Source organism: Capnocytophaga cynodegmi, assembly GCF_002302475.1.
In the GTDB taxonomy this organism is placed as follows: Bacteria; Bacteroidota; Bacteroidia; order Flavobacteriales; family Flavobacteriaceae; genus Capnocytophaga; species Capnocytophaga cynodegmi.
This window is the reverse complement of sequence record NZ_CP022378.1, coordinates 1663906-1681467: the sequence shown is the minus strand read 5'-3', so window position 1 is coordinate 1681467 and position 17562 is coordinate 1663906. Positions and strand designations below refer to the sequence as shown.

At 37.0% G+C, this 17562-nt stretch carries 17 protein-coding genes; 7 read left to right on the top strand and 10 right to left on the bottom strand.

Going from position 1 to position 17562, the window contains the following annotated elements; translation table 11 throughout:
• Positions 1-6 precede the first annotated feature (6 nt).
• From rfbC to rfbB, 4 genes are read left to right on the top strand one after another with little or no spacing between them, the layout of a single operon-like run.
• Complete coding sequence (gene rfbC / locus CGC48_RS07580; protein WP_098029100.1) at positions 7-576, top strand: dTDP-4-dehydrorhamnose 3,5-epimerase; 570 nt, start codon at positions 7-9, stop codon at positions 574-576.
• 14 nt (positions 577-590) lie between these two features.
• Entirely contained in the window at positions 591-1430 is an 840-nt protein-coding gene (gene rfbD, locus CGC48_RS07575; RefSeq protein WP_098029795.1) for a dTDP-4-dehydrorhamnose reductase, read from the top strand.
• Positions 1431-1452: 22 nt separating this feature from the next.
• Positions 1453-1806, top strand: a complete 354-nt coding sequence (locus CGC48_RS07570) for a four helix bundle protein (protein ID WP_042001326.1) — start codon at positions 1453-1455, stop codon at positions 1804-1806.
• A 54-nt stretch (positions 1807-1860) separates the two neighbouring features.
• Positions 1861-2919 (top strand): dTDP-glucose 4,6-dehydratase, encoded by a 1059-nt coding sequence (rfbB, locus tag CGC48_RS07565; protein WP_098029099.1) that lies wholly within the window; start codon positions 1861-1863, stop codon positions 2917-2919.
• Positions 2920-3558: 639 nt separating this feature from the next.
• Here rfbB and CGC48_RS07560 read toward each other — a convergent pair.
• The 6 genes from CGC48_RS07560 to CGC48_RS07535 all read right to left on the bottom strand — a co-directional run bounded on the left by CGC48_RS07560 (position 3559) and on the right by CGC48_RS07535 (position 10842).
• Positions 3559-5340, bottom strand: coding sequence for a chloride channel protein (locus CGC48_RS07560; protein ID WP_098029098.1), 1782 nt, complete (start codon positions 5338-5340; stop codon positions 3559-3561).
• A gap of 260 nt (positions 5341-5600) precedes the next feature.
• Complete coding sequence (locus CGC48_RS07555) at positions 5601-6335, bottom strand: DUF6261 family protein (RefSeq protein ID WP_098029097.1); 735 nt, start codon at positions 6333-6335, stop codon at positions 5601-5603.
• Between the two features lie 447 nt (positions 6336-6782).
• A complete protein-coding gene (locus CGC48_RS07550) occupies positions 6783-7808 on the bottom strand; it encodes a cytochrome-c peroxidase (protein ID WP_098029096.1) in 1026 nt (341 codons plus the stop codon).
• A 471-nt stretch (positions 7809-8279) separates the two neighbouring features.
• The gene (locus CGC48_RS07545; RefSeq protein WP_098029095.1) at positions 8280-8750 is read right to left on the bottom strand and encodes a hypothetical protein; all 471 of its coding nucleotides are present in this window, start codon (positions 8748-8750) and stop codon (positions 8280-8282) included.
• Between the two features lie 16 nt (positions 8751-8766).
• Positions 8767-10008, bottom strand: coding sequence for an ornithine--oxo-acid transaminase (gene rocD, locus CGC48_RS07540; RefSeq protein WP_098029094.1), 1242 nt, complete (start codon positions 10006-10008; stop codon positions 8767-8769).
• Positions 10009-10080: 72 nt separating this feature from the next.
• Positions 10081-10842 (bottom strand): creatininase family protein, encoded by a 762-nt coding sequence (locus tag CGC48_RS07535; protein WP_098029093.1) that lies wholly within the window; start codon positions 10840-10842, stop codon positions 10081-10083.
• A 97-nt stretch (positions 10843-10939) separates the two neighbouring features.
• Between CGC48_RS07535 and trpS the strand changes: the two genes are divergently transcribed.
• The 3 genes from trpS (at position 10940) to recJ (ending at position 14155) form a co-directional block, all read left to right on the top strand.
• Positions 10940-11908: a tryptophan--tRNA ligase gene (trpS, locus tag CGC48_RS07530; RefSeq protein ID WP_098029092.1), complete on the top strand. Its 969-nt coding sequence runs from the start codon at positions 10940-10942 to the stop codon at positions 11906-11908.
• Between the two features lie 104 nt (positions 11909-12012).
• Positions 12013-12432, top strand: a complete 420-nt coding sequence (locus CGC48_RS07525) for an OsmC family protein (RefSeq protein ID WP_044729725.1) — start codon at positions 12013-12015, stop codon at positions 12430-12432.
• 28 nt (positions 12433-12460) lie between these two features.
• Positions 12461-14155 carry a single-stranded-DNA-specific exonuclease RecJ gene (recJ, locus tag CGC48_RS07520; protein ID WP_098029091.1) on the top strand — a complete coding sequence of 565 codons (1695 nt, stop codon included), beginning with the start codon at positions 12461-12463 and terminating at the stop codon, positions 14153-14155.
• A 51-nt stretch (positions 14156-14206) separates the two neighbouring features.
• Here recJ and ald read toward each other — a convergent pair whose 3' ends face one another.
• The 4 genes from ald to CGC48_RS07500 form a co-directional block, all read right to left on the bottom strand.
• On the bottom strand, positions 14207-15316 hold the full coding sequence (ald, locus tag CGC48_RS07515; protein WP_098029090.1) for an alanine dehydrogenase: 1110 nt from the start codon (positions 15314-15316) through the stop codon (positions 14207-14209).
• A gap of 96 nt (positions 15317-15412) precedes the next feature.
• Entirely contained in the window at positions 15413-15595 is a 183-nt protein-coding gene (locus CGC48_RS07510) for a CAL67264 family membrane protein (RefSeq protein WP_026193871.1), read from the bottom strand.
• Positions 15596-15607: 12 nt separating this feature from the next.
• Positions 15608-16345, bottom strand: coding sequence for a hypothetical protein (locus tag CGC48_RS07505; RefSeq protein ID WP_098029089.1), 738 nt, complete (start codon positions 16343-16345; stop codon positions 15608-15610).
• 39 nt (positions 16346-16384) lie between these two features.
• Positions 16385-17539: a 5-(carboxyamino)imidazole ribonucleotide synthase gene (locus tag CGC48_RS07500; RefSeq protein ID WP_098029088.1), complete on the bottom strand. Its 1155-nt coding sequence runs from the start codon at positions 17537-17539 to the stop codon at positions 16385-16387.
• Positions 17540-17562: the final 23 nt, after the last annotated feature.

Here is a 17562-nt window from a genome sequence, read left to right as displayed (position 1 = left end):
AGCACCATGAACATAATCCAAACAGAAATAAAAGACGTTATCATCATTGAGCCTAAAATTTTCGGTGATGAGCGCGGATACTTTTTTGAGTCGTTTTCACAAGAAAAGTTTGTGGAACAAGTTTGTAAAACAACTTTCGTACAGGATAACGAATCAAAATCGCGTTACGGTGTGGTAAGAGGATTGCATTTTCAGAAACCTCCGTTTTCGCAGTCGAAATTGGTACGCGTAGTAGTAGGAAAGGTTTTGGACGTTGCAGTCGATATTCGCAAAGGTTCGCCTACTTTTGGCAAACACGTAGCTGTTGAGCTTTCTGCCGAAAACAAGCGACAGTTGTTCGTTCCTAGAGGTTTTGCTCACGGATTTGCCGTGCTGAGCGAGGAAGTCATTTTTCAATATAAGTGCGACAATTACTACAATCCCAAGGAGGAAGGAAGCATTCTGTGGAACGACCCTACATTGCAAATCGATTGGAAAATCCCTCATCAAAATATTATTCTTTCGCAAAAAGACAAAGAAAGCCCCTTGCTGAAAGATGCTTTTCACTTCGATTTTGATGTAAACCTATACGAATAATGCGATTTGAGACAATGAAAAACATATTAGTTACAGGAGCTAACGGACAATTAGGTTCTGAAATTCAGAATATTCAAGGAAAAACCAAAAATTACTTCTTTACAGATGCTTCGGACTTGGACATTACCGACCGACAGGCAATTTCGGATTTCGTGAAGAAAAACAACATTCAGATTGTGGTTAATTGTGCCGCATATACTAACGTGGATAAAGCCGAAGACGACATACAAACCGCCAACCTGATAAATAACATCGCAGTAGGCTACTTGGCAGAAGTCTGCAAGGAAAACAACGCTTCTCTTATTCATATATCAACGGATTATGTTTTTGGAGGCACTAAAAACACACCTTACTCCGAAACAGACCCTACGGAACCTCTGGGAATTTACGGACGAACAAAATTAGAGGGCGAAAAAGCCATTCAGAATGCGGATATTGATTATCTTATTATCAGAACCTCGTGGTTGTACTCGCTTTCCTTTGGGCATAACTTCGTCAAAACCATTCAACGATTGAGTTCTGAACGCAATGAACTCAAAGTAGTTTTCGACCAAGTTGGGACGCCAACAAATGCTCGTGACTTAGCTGCATTTATCGTCCATATCATTGAGAAAGATTTGTGCAAAAAACGCGAGGTGTATCATTTCTCAAATGAAGGCGTATGCTCGTGGTTCGACTTCGCTACCGAAATCGTTCGTATGTCAGGGAATGATTGTCTGATTAAACCCTGCTTGTCGAGCGAGTTCCCAAGTAAGGTAAAACGTCCAAGTTATTCGGTTTTAGACAAATCAAAGCTAAAAAATGATTTTAATTATACAATTTCACATTGGAAAGATGCTTTAAAAGGAAAATAAAATAAAAAGGATAAAGGATAAAGTGAAAAGTATAAACCTTCAAAATCGATTATTTGAATTCTCCATATCAGCCATTAACGAAGTCAGAAAGCTTCCTATTGGCATTGAGTACAAATTGATTGCCCATCAGCTGATAAGGTCGGCAACTTCTGTCGGAGCCAACTACGAAGAATCGCAAGGAGCAGTATCACAAGCCGACTTTACTAATAAAATTGGCATCTGCTTGAAAGAGATAAGAGAAACGAACTATTGGATACGAATACTTATTAGAATTTATGACGATAATAGGAATTGGAAAGATTTGGAGCAAGAAAGCAAGGAGTTGATGAGCATTATAGGTGCCATACATTCAAAAATGAGAAAAAAATCAACTTAGCATTTTTTATCCTTTCCACTTTATCCTTTATCCTTAACAAAAAAAACACTTCAAATGAAAAAAAACATTTTAATAACAGGCGGAGCTGGATTTATAGGCTCGCACGTGGTTCGGTTGTTTGTAAACAAATATCCTGACTACAGAATCATCAATTTGGATTTACTAACGTATGCCGGAAACTTGGAAAACCTCAAAGATATAGAGAAATCACCTAACTACGAGTTCGTAAAGGCTGATATCTGCGACTTTCAGGCTATGAAGCAACTCATCGAGAGCAAAAACATCAGCGGAATAATCCATTTGGCAGCAGAAAGCCACGTAGACCGCAGCATTAAAGACCCTTTTACCTTCGCGAAGACCAATGTTATGGGTACGCTATCACTCCTACAGGCAGCACGTGAGGTTTGGAACGGCAATTGGGACGGAAAGCTGTTCTACCACATCTCTACCGATGAGGTGTATGGTGCTTTGCAGATGGACAACACGCTTTTTACAGAAAACACAAAGTACGACCCACATTCGCCCTATTCGGCATCGAAAGCCTCGTCCGACCACTTCGTTCGAGCTTATCAAGACACCTACGGACTTCCGACAGTTATCTCCAACTGCTCCAATAACTACGGAAGCTATCAGTTTCCTGAAAAATTAATCCCTTTATTCATCAATAACATTCGGAATAATAAGCCATTACCCGTTTACGGACGAGGTGAAAACGTGCGAGATTGGCTCTACGTTGAAGACCACGCCAGAGCAATTGACGTAATATTCCACAAGGGTAAAATTGGCGATACGTATAACATCGGAGGCTTTAACGAATGGAAAAACATCGACTTGATACGCGTCATCATCAAAGAAGTAGATAAGCAGCTAGGTCGCCCTGAAGGAAGCTCGGAAAAACTCATTACGTTTGTTACTGACCGAGCAGGACACGACCTTCGTTATGCTATTGACGCTACAAAAATTAAGGAAGAGCTTGGTTGGGAGCCTTCCTTGCAGTTCGAAGAGGGAATTCAGCGTACCGTAACTTGGTATCTGCAAAATCAAGAATGGCTAGATACTATCACCAGTGGCGACTACCAAAAATATTACGACCAGATGTATAAAAATAGGTAGAGTAATAGTTATCTAATCGAAATAATGCTTTCAAATTTTTGGACAATAAGATTGTAAAAGGTTTTGCGAAAGCGAAGCCTTTTCTTATTTAAATCTGTCAGGCTGAGCGAAGTCAAAGTCTTTTCTTATTTGAAGCTGTCAGGCTGAGCGAAGTCGAAGCCTCTGACAAAGAACTTCGACTCCGCCTAGTTTAACAAAATTGTAAATACTCTGTAAATTAAATACAAAACAAATAGAAATAGTTTTGATAATAAGGCTTCGACTTCGCTCAACCTGACAAAATATTATATTCTTAGCGTTCAAAATAACAATATCATAGAAAAAGAGAAAACAAAAACTATCTAAATAGAATACTTGTTGATTTTTCTTTTCTTTATAGCATCAAATTAATAACAAATAACATCCCCCTACCCTCTTGAAAGGGGGAATAAAAAACACATCACTGATTTATAAATCTCATAGAATTAAAAAAATAACTTAACAATCCCCCTTTTAAGGGGGCAAGGGGGATATAAAACAATCATTCAAAAACAATTATTTTTTAAATTCATATAAATCAGTCAAAAAAAATAAAAAAGCGACAACTATCCAAACGGAATACTTGTCGCTTTTTGTTTTCTTATAGGTTTCTGATTAATTTTAAGTAGAAAAATAAATCAAATTCTTGCGGTAAGCTGTCAAGAGTTTCGATTTCGACACAAATCCCACGTAAACACCTTCTTTAACTACAGGCAAATTCCACGCATTAGTCCTCTGGAATTTATCCATTATGTCCGCCATCTTATCTTTCTCCATTCGGATTATATCAGGAGGAGATTGCATCACGTCTTTCACCTTTACACTTTCATACAACTCGTGTTTGAACATTATTGTACGAATATTATCCAGCAAGATAACGCCTTCAAACATTTTTGTACTTGGGTGAATTACAGGAAACACATTTCTGTTAGATTTTACCACTGCGTTATCTATCAGTTCCCCTAACGTCATCTGTGCTGTTACTGGGATAAGATTTTTTTCGATAACGGAGTCAATATCCATTAGCGTGAGAATTTTCTGGTCTTTATCGTGCGTTATGAGATTACCTTCCAAAGCCAAACGCTTGGTATATAAAGAGTGTTTTATATAGTATTTAGATAGCCCAAAGGAAACAGAGGCTACAATCATCAGTGGGATAAATAGCGTGTAGCCACCGGTAAGCTCCGCTATGAGGAAGATAGCTGTTAAGGGAGCGTGTAACACTCCGGCTACGAGTCCTGCCATTGCCACCAAGGTAAAACTTGCCAACGGCACTGAGTGTCCGAACAATTCCAACTGATTGGCGGTTCTAGCAAATAGGTTTCCTAATATACCTCCTGTGAAAAGAGCTGGAGAAAACACCCCTCCTACTCCACCTGCTCCTACCGTAGTTGCCATTGCTACCACTTTAAAAAGAACTAATCCCGACATCAATGCAATAATAGACCACGCACTTTCTACTTCCCAGTTAAAAGCATTCTGCAATACGTCTTTCGGGTTGCCACTAATGAGCGTATTCATCACCTCAAAGCCCTCTCCGTAGAGTGGAGGAATAAAAAAGATAACCAGCCCCAACATCAATCCGCCAAAAAACAGACGTTTTACATACGACTCTATTTCATCAAAATAGGATACAATTCGCTGATAAGCTGTACAGAAGTAAATTGAAACCAAGCCCGTGAAGCCACCCAATAGCACGTAGTAAGGTACATCTTCCAGAGTAAACTCTCCATCTAAGTTAATAGGCATCAGAATTTCATTTCCTAAGAAGAAATACGATGTTAAAACAGCCAATAAGGACGAAGCCATTAGCGGAAGTAATGATAATAGAGTTAAATCCAAGCTAAAAACCTCAATTGCGAATACTATTGCAGCTACAGGAGCCTTAAACATTGCCGCCATTGTAGCTGAACAAGCACAAGCAATCAGTAGCATACGCTCCGATTGATTAATGTGAAATAACTTACTTATATACGAGCTAAAACTCGCTCCTGAAATTACCATCGGTCCTTCCAAACCTGTAGAACCACCAAAACCCACTGTGAATGGTGCTGTAATAAGACTTGCATACATCTGTTTGGAAGGGATAAGTCCTTTCAAACGTGAAATTGCATACAACGTGTAAGGAATTCCTGGTTCAGGACGCTTTTTTATGACATATTTTATAATGAAATATACTATCAGAAAGCCTATCGTAGGGAAAAAAAAGTAGAAAGCTCTGTGATACGATGCCACCAAGCCATTTTGAAGTATATGTTGAATCAGCAACGTAAATTTTTTGATAAAAACAGCCATAATACCCGACACAATACCTATAACAGCACACAAAATCAGTATGAATTGTTGATTAGTAAGGTGTTTGGACCTCCAAATCAAAAATTTTACAAGTTTTCTCTTTTCCATTTTTATAAAATTGAAAAATAAAGTAGCATTACATCGCTTTTATGTGAATTATCTGAATAACGACTGATAAAAAATACATTTTACCGCAACAAAATTACAATATATATTTTGTTATTGGTATCGGTTTGCTCAAATCTGAACAAAAATTTATGAGCATCAAACAAAACAGAGCTAAAGTCTTTAAAAAAACAAGACCTTAACTCTATTTCATCACTAAATCTAATTCTATATTTTCTAATAAATAATTTTCTTACTCCAATTTACATTACTTCAGGAAGAACTTTCTTATTCTTTCTTGCTTTGATTTGTGTTTTATGATAATTAAGCAATTCCTGTAACTCGCTAATTAGCGGTTTGTAATCTTTATCCTCATATTCCGACGCACAGAAATCGATAGCTACAAAAAGTTTGTTTAATTCCTTGTCTGCTTGTTGCCTAATAGCTTTCGCATCTACTTCGGGTAGACTCGCAACTTCAGAAGTACGAGAACGGAAAAGTCTTTCAAATTCCTCATTGGCTTTCTTCAGGCGAATAAACAAATCTGTAAGATGCAATGCAGAAAGAGCCTTTTTGATAGCTTCATCTGCTTCCATTTCAGCTATTAACTGGTTCGTTTTCTCAGTTTGTGAGGTATTATTTTCCTTAACAATGCTTTTTCCGTACTTCGATAGCCACAAATGAAGCGTTTTAGCATTATCGGAGTAGGGCGAAATACCCAATAGTTTGAAATTATTAACCAAATTGAAAATAACTATTGTTATTTTATCCCGCAACTTATTAGCGGCAGCTATTTCAGTAGTTAAACCACTTGTTTTCTCCTGAATTTTGATTTTCTCCAACTCTGGCTGAAATAACGCTATTCTATCGTAGGCTTTTTTCAGAGCTAATTCTTCCAGATTGTGTTTTGAAACGATTTCTAAAATACGTCCCACTACCAGCGGATATTCGCTATTTCTCAGCTTAGAGAAACTGAAAATAAGTTTTGTTGTCTTCATAAGTTTTTCTTTTTAAGCATTAAATTTGCTTCAAAAATACTCACTTCTTCTATAAATAACAAATTATTTAACAAGGATTTAGCATATCTGTCATATCTATTAAACAGATAGAAGTTTACAACAAATTTTTCACAACATTTCAGTTGAATTAGCAACCACTAAAAGAAAAGTTTTCTTATATTTTTATTTTATACTTTAAGAAAACTTTTTTCTACTATTTTTCCATTTGGAATTACATAAGAAAACTTTTTGATAATAGTTTTCTGTTTAAATTTATATAATAAAACTTTCCGATGATAGCTTTATATTTTAATTTACGAAAGAAAATAGTTTTATTATTATTTTCTATTTAGATTTTTATTAAAAAAGATTTTTCTTACAAAAATTTAATTAGAAAACTAAGAAAATACTAAAAAAAGCACTCCTTTTTAGAGTGCTTTTTAGTTATTATAATCTTTTTTGACTATCTTCAATATCAGAAGTCAATGTTTTTAAGAATGCTACAATATCATCAACTTGCTTTTCTGTCAAATCTTTGTTTGATTGTAGTTTAGCCATTATTCTAACAGCATCTTCCAGCTTCTCAACAGAGCCATCGTGGAAGTATGGAGCTGTTTTTTCGATATTTCGCAGTCCAGGAACTTTAAAGAAGTACTTTTCAGCTTCGTTTTTAGTTAAGTCAGACAGACCTGCATCAATCTTTTTACTTTTGGTATGTTCCCAATAATTTCCGAACAAGCCAAACTTCTGAAACATCTGTCCTCCAAGAGCTACCCCCGAGTGGCAAGTTATACAGCTGTTATCCACAAAGGCTTTTAGTCCGTCTTTCTCTTGCTGATTCAAAGCCTGTTCATCACCATCTAAAAACTTATCGAATCGTGATGCGGGATTCAGCGTACGCTCGAAAGCACCAATGGCATTGGCAATATTCTTGAAGGTAATAGGCTGCTCTTGGTCAGGATACACCACTTTGAACAAATCTTGATATTCCGCTACCTGTTGTAACTTCTTCTCCAAAAATTCTGCACTTGGAATATTGTGTTCTACAGGGTTTAAGATAGGACCTTCGGCTTGTTCTTCCACATCTTTGGCTCTTCCGTCCCAAAATTGCATTGCGTGTAAACTTGCGTGTAGCACGGTAGGTGAATTCCTTGCTCCCAACTCCTTTGTATCCCCTGGTGAAGTTGGCAAGTTATCCACACCGAAGGTTTCCAAGTTGTGGCAAGAATTACAACTAATGTTTCCGTCCTTTGACAGACGCGTGTCAAAATACAACTTCTTACCCAAGGCAATTTTCTCTTCTGAGATTTCTGGCTTAGGCACGGAACTAACCGATTTGAAGAATGTTTCGGCTGTTTTCAGCAATTCCGACTTGGTTTGTGCAGGTTCTGTATCTGTAACAGACTGCTTCTTAGGAGTGTTATTACAACTTATGAACACCCCAAGCGATACTAATAGATAAATTTTACGCATACGTGTTGTTAGATTTTGTTAGTCGCACAAATTTGGTTCTTTTTTTTTCATTTTCCTATTTTTAAGCATTGTTTTTTATTATAATGATATAACTAACTCTTATATAATCGTATCTTTATATCTTATTTTTTTATAAACCTATGGAAAACACTATGAATCTGCACTTTATAGTTATAACATTTTAATAAAAATAATTTCCTACTGCTTTTCAGTTTTCGTGAAATAGTTTTTTAGTTTTCGATATGAAAAATAATCTCACAGAAAGCAAAAAAGACAACCTCCAAGGATTATCTTTTCAATTTTAAGCTAACAAACAAAAGTCTTAACCCTTGCAATTTGATTTAGCAAGAGCAAACCTTTGGAAAAAAGTATTTTAGAATACAAAGCTATTCGCGAAATGTTTGCTACCTCTAAAAAAAACACTGACCTTGCATCTCTGCAAGGTCAATAAATAAAAACAAATTATATGTCTCAAAGACCGCTATTAAAAAAATCTCCCAAAATAAATGCAAAAAATCCAAGCAGAAACATTATCAAATATATTGAAAGAGAAATAATCATTAAAATTCCTATAAACTTGTAATGTGATTTTAAGGCAGAAAAACTCTCCGAAAAGGCTTGGTTATCTGTAAGATTCAAAGCTTTTTTCATTTTTACAGAAAAGTCGTACAGATACTTTAGTGGAAAGAAGTAAACCAAGACTATTATGAGATAGGTAACCCCCAAAACACCTGGATTAAAAGGTGTATTCAACTGATAGGAGATAAAAGACCCTACAGTAAGCATTAAAACAGCTATCAAACACATAATTACTAGTCCTACAAAGCCCACGATGGCCAAAAACTTCGCCCATTTTGCTGTTTGCGAAAGATTTTCTTTAATAAACGATGTAACTTCTAACTTTTGGTTGTCTTCTCTGAAGAAATTAATTTGATTTTCCATTGGTATATACTTTAAATTATTTCTCAAACTCCTTTAATGTACTTATGATGATATCAATACATTCTTTTAATTGGCTTTCGTTCATTACCAAAGGAGGTGCAAAACGAATAATGTTGCCGTGTGTAGGCTTTGCCAATAGCCCTTTATCTCGCATACGCAAACAAATGTTCCACGCTGTATCGCTTTCTTCTGTATCATTAATAACTACTGCGTTTAACAATCCCTTTCCACGCACCAAGATTGCAATATTTGAGTTTTTGATGTACTCGCCAATTTCCCGGCGGAAGATTTCACCCAATTTTTGAGCGTTTTCAGCTAAGTTTTCATCTTTGGCAACTTGTAACGCTTCAATCGCAACGGCAGCCGCCACGGGATTCCCTCCAAAAGTACTTCCATGTTGTCCTGGCTTAATCACCTCCATAATATGGCTATCGGCAAGTACAGCACTTACCGGATACGCTCCCCCACTGAGGGCTTTACCCAGCACCAACATATCAGGCTTTACGTTTTCGTGGTCAACAGCCAATCGCTTACCTGTACGAGCGATTCCTGTTTGCACTTCATCAGCGATGAACAATACATTATGTTTTTCACAAAGATTTTTAGCACCACTAAGGAAGCCATCTGACGGAACGTATACCCCTGCTTCGCCTTGTATAGGCTCTACCAGAAACCCAGCCACGTTTGGATTTTTGGCTAACGTTTGTTCCAATGCTTGTAGGTCGTCATACGGAATGGTTATAAATCCAGGCGTGTACGGACCGAAATTTTTTCTTGCATTCTTATCTGACGAAAAAGAAACCACTGTGGTAGTTCGCCCGTGGAAATTCTGCTCACAAACTACGATGATGGCTTGGCTTTCTGGCACTCCCTTCTTCTCGTATGCCCACTTTCTACATATTTTAATAGCAGTTTCAACAGCTTCTGCCCCTGTGTTCATTGGCAACATTCTGTCAAAACCGAAATACCCAGTTACGTATTTTTCATAAACGCCTAATTTATCGTTGTAAAAGGCACGTGATGTGAGCGTAAGAGTTTGAGCCTGTTTTGTCATTGCTCCAATAATTCGCGGGTGGCAGTGACCTTGATTTACAGCCGAGTAAGCCGACAAAAAATCAAAATACTTTTTTCCTTCCAAATCCCATACGTAAACACCTTCTCCTTTGCTTAAAACCACAGGAAGCGGATGGTAATTATGTGCTCCGTGCTTATCTTCAAGCTCCATCGCTTTTTCAGATGATAATTTTTCTGTTGTCATATAATATGTTTCTTTTCTGATAGTTATAAAAAGTTTTGCAAGATATAAAATAATTTGTTTTACACAAAAAAATTACTGGTAAGGGGCTTCTATATCTAATTTATCCAATTGCACCAGAATATTACCTATTTTCTCAGTGATATACTTAAAATAACGCTCCCCTTTTTGTGCATCAGCCAATTTAGGATTACCAATACCTGTATCTGCAGTAACTTTACTCCACTGGCGTTCTGCCCACATCCACCCTTGTGTGAATTCAGTTATTTTGTGCTTGTTTTCGGCTCCGTCACCAGCTTGTGATAGCGGAAGTACCAAATCAGGACGTAGATACATTAACAAACTGGTTTCCATCTCATCGGCGTGGTCTCCAACAATATCAAAATAATTTTTCTTTTCCGGATTTTGAAACCAATTACATAAAGAAATATACATTTTAGGGAATTTTAATCCTAATTCACGCAGAATAGGTTTGAAATCATTTCCCCCGTGGCTATTGAGAATAACAAGTTTGTATATCCCTTGCCGATTTAGGGTTTCGACAATATCAGACAACAAAATAAGTTGTGTACTGGGGTTAATATTGATGTCTAACGTGATGTCAGCCTGTCCCGTGTTTACTCCAAAAGGAATAGTTGGTAGTACAATCACCTTACTACCTTGTTCCCACGCAACTCGAGCCGATTCAGCAGCAATGTATTCTGATTCAATAACATCAGTAGCATACGGAAGATGATAATTATGAGCTTCAGTAGCTCCCCACGGAAGAATAGCAACTGAAAAATGAGTATCTTTCACAGCCTTCCAATTGGTTTCAGCTAATATATAAGGTCGCATATCTGATTTTAATTTTGGTTGAAGCACAAAGATATAAAAAATCTAAAATGTTTTTGTAATTTTGTCCACTTTAACAATTTTGAAAATTCACAACAATATGGCAAGGATATTAACAGGCATACAAAGTACAGGAACTCCACACTTAGGAAATATTTTAGGAGCTATCATACCCGCAATACAAATGGCACAGAATCCTCAAAACGATTCTTTTTTGTTTATTGCTGATATGCATTCACTTACACAAATCAAAAAAGGCGAAGAACTTCGCTCCAACACCTATAGCGTTGCTGCTACGTGGTTAGCCTTTGGGTTGGATTACAATCGGATTGTTTTTTATCGCCAAAGTGATGTCCCTCAAACGGCGGAACTCACTTGGTATTTGAGTTGCTTTTTCCCATATCAACGACTTACACTAGCTCATTCGTTTAAGGATAAAGCAGACCGCTTGGAAGACGTCAATACAGGGCTTTTCACTTATCCTATGTTAATGGCTGCCGACATTTTACTTTATGATGCAGAAATAGTACCTGTTGGAAAAGATCAATTACAACATCTTGAAATGGCAAGAGATGTAGCTTCCCGATTTAACCATCAAATGGGAGAAACTTTCGTACTTCCTCAGGCTAAAATTGAGGAACGCATAATGATAATACCAGGAACAGACGGAGAAAAGATGAGTAAATCACGAAACAATTTCATCAATATTTTTCTTCCTGAAAAACAACTCCGCAAACAAGTAATGGCGATACAAACCGATAGCACTCCATTAGAAGAACCTAAAAACCCCGAAACGTGCAATGTTTTTGCTTTGTATAAATTAATCGCATCTGAAGAGCAAACACAACAGATGAGAAACAATTATTTAGCAGGAAACTATGGCTACGGACACGCCAAACAAGCTCTTTTCGAACTTATGTTAGAAAAATTCGCTGAAGCTCGCCAAAAATTCAACTATTATATGGAAAATTTGGACGAATTAGACAAAATACTACACGAAGGAGCTTTAAAAGCCCAGAAAACAGCCAACGAAGTACTCAAAAGAGTTCGTAAAAAAGTAGGATACTAATTGAAATACTCTCTCACAGATTTTCACAGAGAAAAAAGATAAGAAGTTGAGTGTAAAAAATCTGTGTAATCTGTGAGAGAAAAATAAAACTAAAAAATAATAATATGCATCAAGTAACAACCATTTGGAAAGGCGATATGCTCTTTTCATCAAATAATCCTTCGGGAAAAGAAATACAAATCGATGCCGGAAAAGAAAACGGAGGAAAAGGAGAAGGATTACGCCCCAAAGCCCTAATGCTTTCCGCATTGGCAGGATGCTCGGGATTGGATATAGCTTCACTTATCCGAAAAATGAAATTGGAAGTAGAAGAATTCAAAATTGAAACTTTTGGAGAACTTACAGAAGAACACCCACAAGTATATCACACCGTACGAGTAGAATATCACTTCTCAGGAAAAAATCTTGACGAGGAAAAACTACAAAGAGCCGTAGATTTATCTGCCGAGAAATATTGTGGCGTTATGAAAATGTTCCAGCAATTTGCCAAAGTAGAAACCAAAGCCTTTTTCCATAAAAAGTAAACAAAAAGACTATCAAATCCTTAGCAATATGATGCATCATTGGACATTTAAGCCCAAACCGAATCCTCAAATCGTAGAAAAGCTCCAAAAGGAGTTGAACCTCAGCGAAATTCCCGCTACTTTGTTGGCTCAGCGAGGTATTTCCGATTTTGAACAGGCAAAGAGCTTCTTTCGTCCGTCACTTTCCGACTTGCATAATCCATTTTTGATGAAAGATATGGAAAAAGCAGTCCAAAGAGTGTTAAAAGCCATTGAAAAGGAAGAAAAAATACTCATTTATGGCGATTATGATGTAGATGGAACGACCTCTGTGTCGCTAATGTATTTATACTTGAAGCGATTTACTCGCCAACTTGCCACCTATATCCCCGACCGATATACCGAAGGCTATGGAGTTTCTTTCCAAGGGGTTGATTACGCCGCCACCAACGGATTTTCGCTCATCATCGCTTTGGATTGTGGCATCAAAGACGTAGAAAAAGTACAATACGCCAATGAAAAAGGCATTGATTTTATCATTTGCGACCATCATCGTCCTTCACAAGTAATTCCCAAAGCGGTAGCCGTCTTAAATCCAAAGCAAACCGACTGCAATTATCCATATAAGGAACTTTGTGGCTGTGGCGTGGGCTTCAAGCTAATACAAGCTCTTAACAAGCAGATGAAAAATCCGTTTGAGCAAATACAACCGCTGTTGGATTTGGTAGCTGTCGCCATTGGGGCTGACATTGTACCCATTACAGGGGAAAATCGGGTGATGATGTACTATGGATTGCAGATTCTGAACGAAAATCCGTCTGTGGGGCTTACTGCATTATTAGGACTGGAAAACAAACCCGTACAGATGGTGGATATTGTATTTCGGCTAGCTCCACGAATCAATTCAGCAGGAAGAATTGAACACGGAATGTTCGCCGTCAAACTTCTTACGGAAAGTTCTTACAGCCAAGCCTTTGCTAAAGCCAAGCAAATTGAAACTTTTAATAATGAACGTAAAGACCTTGATGGAAGTATTGTACAAGAGGCTTTACATCAGATACAAGTCAATCAGGAAGAAGAAAAATCAGCCACCGTTGTTTATGCTCCGCACTGGCATAAGGGTGTAATTGGCATTGTAGCCTCACGATTGATTGAAACTTACTATCGCCCGACAGTAGTTTTCACAAAAAGTGGCGAAAAATACGCAGCTTCGGTGCGTTCTGTGCAAGGTTTTGATGTATATGAAGCTCTGGAGCAATGTGCTGAACATATCGAACAATTTGGAGGACATAAATACGCCGCTGGACTAACAATTCTTCCCGAAAAATATCTTCTTTTTAAAGATAAATTCGAAAAAGTAGTTGCAAGAACACTTCCGAAAGAATTAAAATCACCTCAAATAACTATTGATACTGAACTTCCGTTAGAAAAAATCAATCTGAAGATGTTTCAGATTTTAAAACAATTTGAACCTTTTGGCCCGCAGAATATGGCTCCCATATTTTACGCTAAAAATGTGATTGATACAGGCTTTGCCAAGCAAATTGGTAAGGACAATAATCATCTTCGGCTCACAATAAAAGATTTTAAAGGAGAAAAATTCTTTACCGCAATAGGATTTAATTTGGGTAATAAACTGGAATTGATAAAATCAGGCAAACCTTTTGAAATTGTGTATTCCATCGAAGAAAATCACTGGAACGGAAACACTTCTTTACAGCTAAAAGTGAGAGATATAAGATAAAAAAGAAGAAAAAAGCAGTAGAAAACTACTGCTTTTTATTTTAATAATTCATTAGTACACTTCACAAACGGGAGTATATTCCAAACCAAAAGTATCGGCTACAGCTTTGTAAGTCACTTTCCCTTGAACAACATTCAAACCTTCTTCAAGGCCTTTATCATCTTGACAGGCTTGTTTCCAACCTTTGTTAGCCAACTCAATAGCATACGGCAAAGTAGCATTGGTCAGTGCCAAAGTGGAAGTGTATGGTACAGCCCCTGGAATGTTCGCTACGCAATAATGTACAATTCCGTCAACTTCATAAACTGGTTCACTATGCGTAGTTACCTTCGATGTTTCGAAGGAACCTCCTTGGTCAATCGCAACATCTACCAGTACAGAACCTTTTTTCATCAATTTAAGCATCTCTCTGGTAATAAGATGAGGAGCTTTTGCTCCTGGAATCAGCACAGCACCAATTACCAAATCACAAGAAGGCAACTCATTTTGAATATTATAGGTTGAAGCAAAAAGAGTATCAATGTTTTTTGGAACAATCGTATCCAAAACACGTAGCCTTGGTAGTGAAATATCCGCAATGATGACATCAGCTCCTAATCCGGCAGCCATAATCGCCGCATTATATCCTACAACACCTCCTCCAAGCACCAAAACCTTTGCTGGTTTTACGCCAGGAACGCCTCCTAAAAGCACACCTCTACCTCCTTGAGGTTTTTCAAGAAATCGAGCTCCTTGCTGAGCTGCCATACGCCCTGCAACCTCTGACATAGGAGTTAATAACGGAAGTGAATTATGAGCAGTAACCGTTTCATATGCCAAACAAACTGCCTTTTGCTTTATCATAGCGTGAGTTAAAGCTTCCTCCGAAGCAAAATGAAAATACGTGAAAATCAATTGACCTTCACGTATCAAATTATATTCAGGAAGAATAGGCTCTTTCACTTTATAAATCATATCAGCTGCTGCATAAACTTCCTCAATTGTAGGCAACATAATTGCACCAGCTTTTACATACTCTTCATCGGAGAAACCGCTTCCTTGTCCCGCTGTTTTTTGCACATAAACAGTATGACCATTCTTAACTAATTCACTAACACCACTTGGTGTAGCTCCAACACGATTTTCGTTGTTTTTAATTTCTTTTGGAATTCCTATTTTCATTGTTTTTCGGTTTAGAGTTTACTTATTTGATGTGCTAAAATTATAAAAACACATTGAAAAACACAAAAAAACAATGTTATTTTTTTATTCTAAAACTTAAACCCTTCCTTTTAAAGCATTGAATACCCAAGCAATAGCAAAAAAACCTACTCCCACAGCCGCAAAACCAAATCCTGCGATATCGTCATATCGGAAAGCTCCTAAAGCTATAAGCCCCACACCTACTACAATCATTATAAGGGTAGCATATCCCAAAACCGTATTTTTATTCATCGACATAATTCAACCTTTTTAAAAATATTCTATTTTTCTCTCTGTAACCACTCTTTCAACGTCATAAATACGCTCTGTACGTTGTATCCAGTTGCCTTTCGCATCGTATTTATAGGAAAAGATTTTCTGCCCGTAAAGTTGGTCTTCTTCTCCGTAATAGTTTTCTTCCACAATGTTATTTTTGTTGTCATAAACATACTTCAGAAGAACTTTCTTTCCCTCTTTATCTTCAAATCTTTTCTCTAAAATATTGTTTTTTGCATCATAAATGATTTCCTGTCTCAACAGAAAAGCTCCATCAGCGGTTAAAGATAACTCACTGATTTTATTACCTTTTTCATTATATGAAGCTATCTGTTTTCCTGTTAACTTTCCCGAGCCATCATACCCTAAGATTTCTTCTTTTTGAGCATCAAGTTCATAAACATATTTTAAAGATTCTTCCACTTGGTCTTTATCATTTAGAATTTCGACCTTTGTCAGATAATTTTTATCATCATAAAAATAACTCCAACTTACAGAAGTTTTCCCTTCATTGGTGAATCTTCTTCCCGAAATTTTAAACCCTTTATTATTATACTTTTCCTCTGTATTGAAATTAGACATAGGCTCTTTCTTTCCCTCGTTGCCAACATACCGATACGCAACACTTTCCACAGATTTAACTTTGCCTTTCAGGTTCTCTTTTTGCCAATCTGTTTTAAGGTTTTGCCCAAAAGCAACAGCCGAAATTAGAAATAGTAAAAATATTCTCATTTGATGTGTTTAAAAAATGTACTTCTGAATAATTTTGATTTACTCGCTGATAACGAAGATGGTTTCCTTTACTTTCTGAGCTATTTCACGAGCTTTAGAAACATTTTCATCAATGATGGTAACGTGTCCCATTTTGCGGAAAGGTCTTGTTTCTCTTTTCCCATAGATATGGGGCGTAACGCCATCCATAGCCATAATCTTTTCAATATTTTTATAAACCACATTACCCGCATATCCCTCTGCTCCAACCAGATTCACCATAACTCCAGCCACTTTACTATCAGTTTTTCCCAAAGGAAGATTTAAAATAGCACGTAAATGTTGCTCAAACTGACTCGTATAAGAAGCCTCAATGCTATAATGCCCAGAATTGTGAGGACGCGGAGCAACTTCATTCACCAAAATTTCATCATCTTGGGTTTGAAACATTTCTACTGCCAAAAGCCCCGTAATTTTAAACGCCTCTGCTACCTGGAGTGCTATTCTACGAGCCTTTTCAGCTATTTTTTCTGAGATTCGAGCAGGACAAATCACGTATTCCACTTGATTGGCCTCAGGATGAAACTCCATTTCCACAACAGGATATGTCCTTACTTCCCCTTTCGGATTACGAGCTACTATCACAGCCAATTCATTCTTAAAAGGAATCATCATTTCAGCAATACACTCTGTATCAGAAATATTCATCAAATCATCTGTTGTACGAACAACCTTTACACCATTACCATCATAACCAAAGCGAGTACTTTTCCAAACGAAAGGAAATTGAACTTTGCCTTGCGTAATTGCCTGATTCAGTTCTCTTTTTGAAGCAAAAATGTCAAAACTTGCCGTTGGAATATTATTCTTTTTGTAGAATTCTTTCTGAAGCCCTTTATTTTGAATAATTCTCAAACTTTTTGCCGAAGGATATACTTTTATCCCCTCCTCTTCCAATTTTTCGAGTGCATCGACATTAACATTTTCAATTTCAATGGTAAGGACATCGACATTTTTACCAAAATTGTAAACTGCTTCATAATCATTCAAATCTCCTTGAATGAATTGATTACACGCCAAACGACTGGGAGCGTCGGCACTGGAATCCAATACGTGAGTTTTGATATCATACTTTCGGGTTTCAGTAAGTAACATTTTCCCTAATTGTCCTCCTCCTAAAATACCCAAAGTAAAATCCGATGAAAAGTAATTCATTTCAAAATAATTGTAGATAAAAA

Coding starts and splice junctions, on each gene's coding strand:
- rfbC (WP_098029100.1), top strand. CDS start 7: ATGAACATAATCCAAACAGAAATAAAAGACGTTATCATCATTGAGCCT.
- rfbD (WP_098029795.1), top strand. CDS start 591: ATGAAAAACATATTAGTTACAGGAGCTAACGGACAATTAGGTTCTGAA.
- rfbB (WP_098029099.1), top strand. CDS start 1,861: ATGAAAAAAAACATTTTAATAACAGGCGGAGCTGGATTTATAGGCTCG.
- CGC48_RS07560 (WP_098029098.1), bottom strand. CDS start 5,340: ATGGAAAAGAGAAAACTTGTAAAATTTTTGATTTGGAGGTCCAAACAC.
- CGC48_RS07555 (WP_098029097.1), bottom strand. CDS start 6,335: ATGAAGACAACAAAACTTATTTTCAGTTTCTCTAAGCTGAGAAATAGC.
- CGC48_RS07550 (WP_098029096.1), bottom strand. CDS start 7,808: ATGCGTAAAATTTATCTATTAGTATCGCTTGGGGTGTTCATAAGTTGT.
- CGC48_RS07545 (WP_098029095.1), bottom strand. CDS start 8,750: ATGGAAAATCAAATTAATTTCTTCAGAGAAGACAACCAAAAGTTAGAA.
- rocD (WP_098029094.1), bottom strand. CDS start 10,008: ATGACAACAGAAAAATTATCATCTGAAAAAGCGATGGAGCTTGAAGAT.
- CGC48_RS07535 (WP_098029093.1), bottom strand. CDS start 10,842: ATGCGACCTTATATATTAGCTGAAACCAATTGGAAGGCTGTGAAAGAT.
- trpS (WP_098029092.1), top strand. CDS start 10,940: ATGGCAAGGATATTAACAGGCATACAAAGTACAGGAACTCCACACTTA.
- CGC48_RS07525 (WP_044729725.1), top strand. CDS start 12,013: ATGCATCAAGTAACAACCATTTGGAAAGGCGATATGCTCTTTTCATCA.
- recJ (WP_098029091.1), top strand. CDS start 12,461: ATGATGCATCATTGGACATTTAAGCCCAAACCGAATCCTCAAATCGTA.
- ald (WP_098029090.1), bottom strand. CDS start 15,316: ATGAAAATAGGAATTCCAAAAGAAATTAAAAACAACGAAAATCGTGTT.
- CGC48_RS07510 (WP_026193871.1), bottom strand. CDS start 15,595: ATGTCGATGAATAAAAATACGGTTTTGGGATATGCTACCCTTATAATG.
- CGC48_RS07505 (WP_098029089.1), bottom strand. CDS start 16,345: ATGAGAATATTTTTACTATTTCTAATTTCGGCTGTTGCTTTTGGGCAA.
- CGC48_RS07500 (WP_098029088.1), bottom strand. CDS start 17,539: ATGAATTACTTTTCATCGGATTTTACTTTGGGTATTTTAGGAGGAGGA.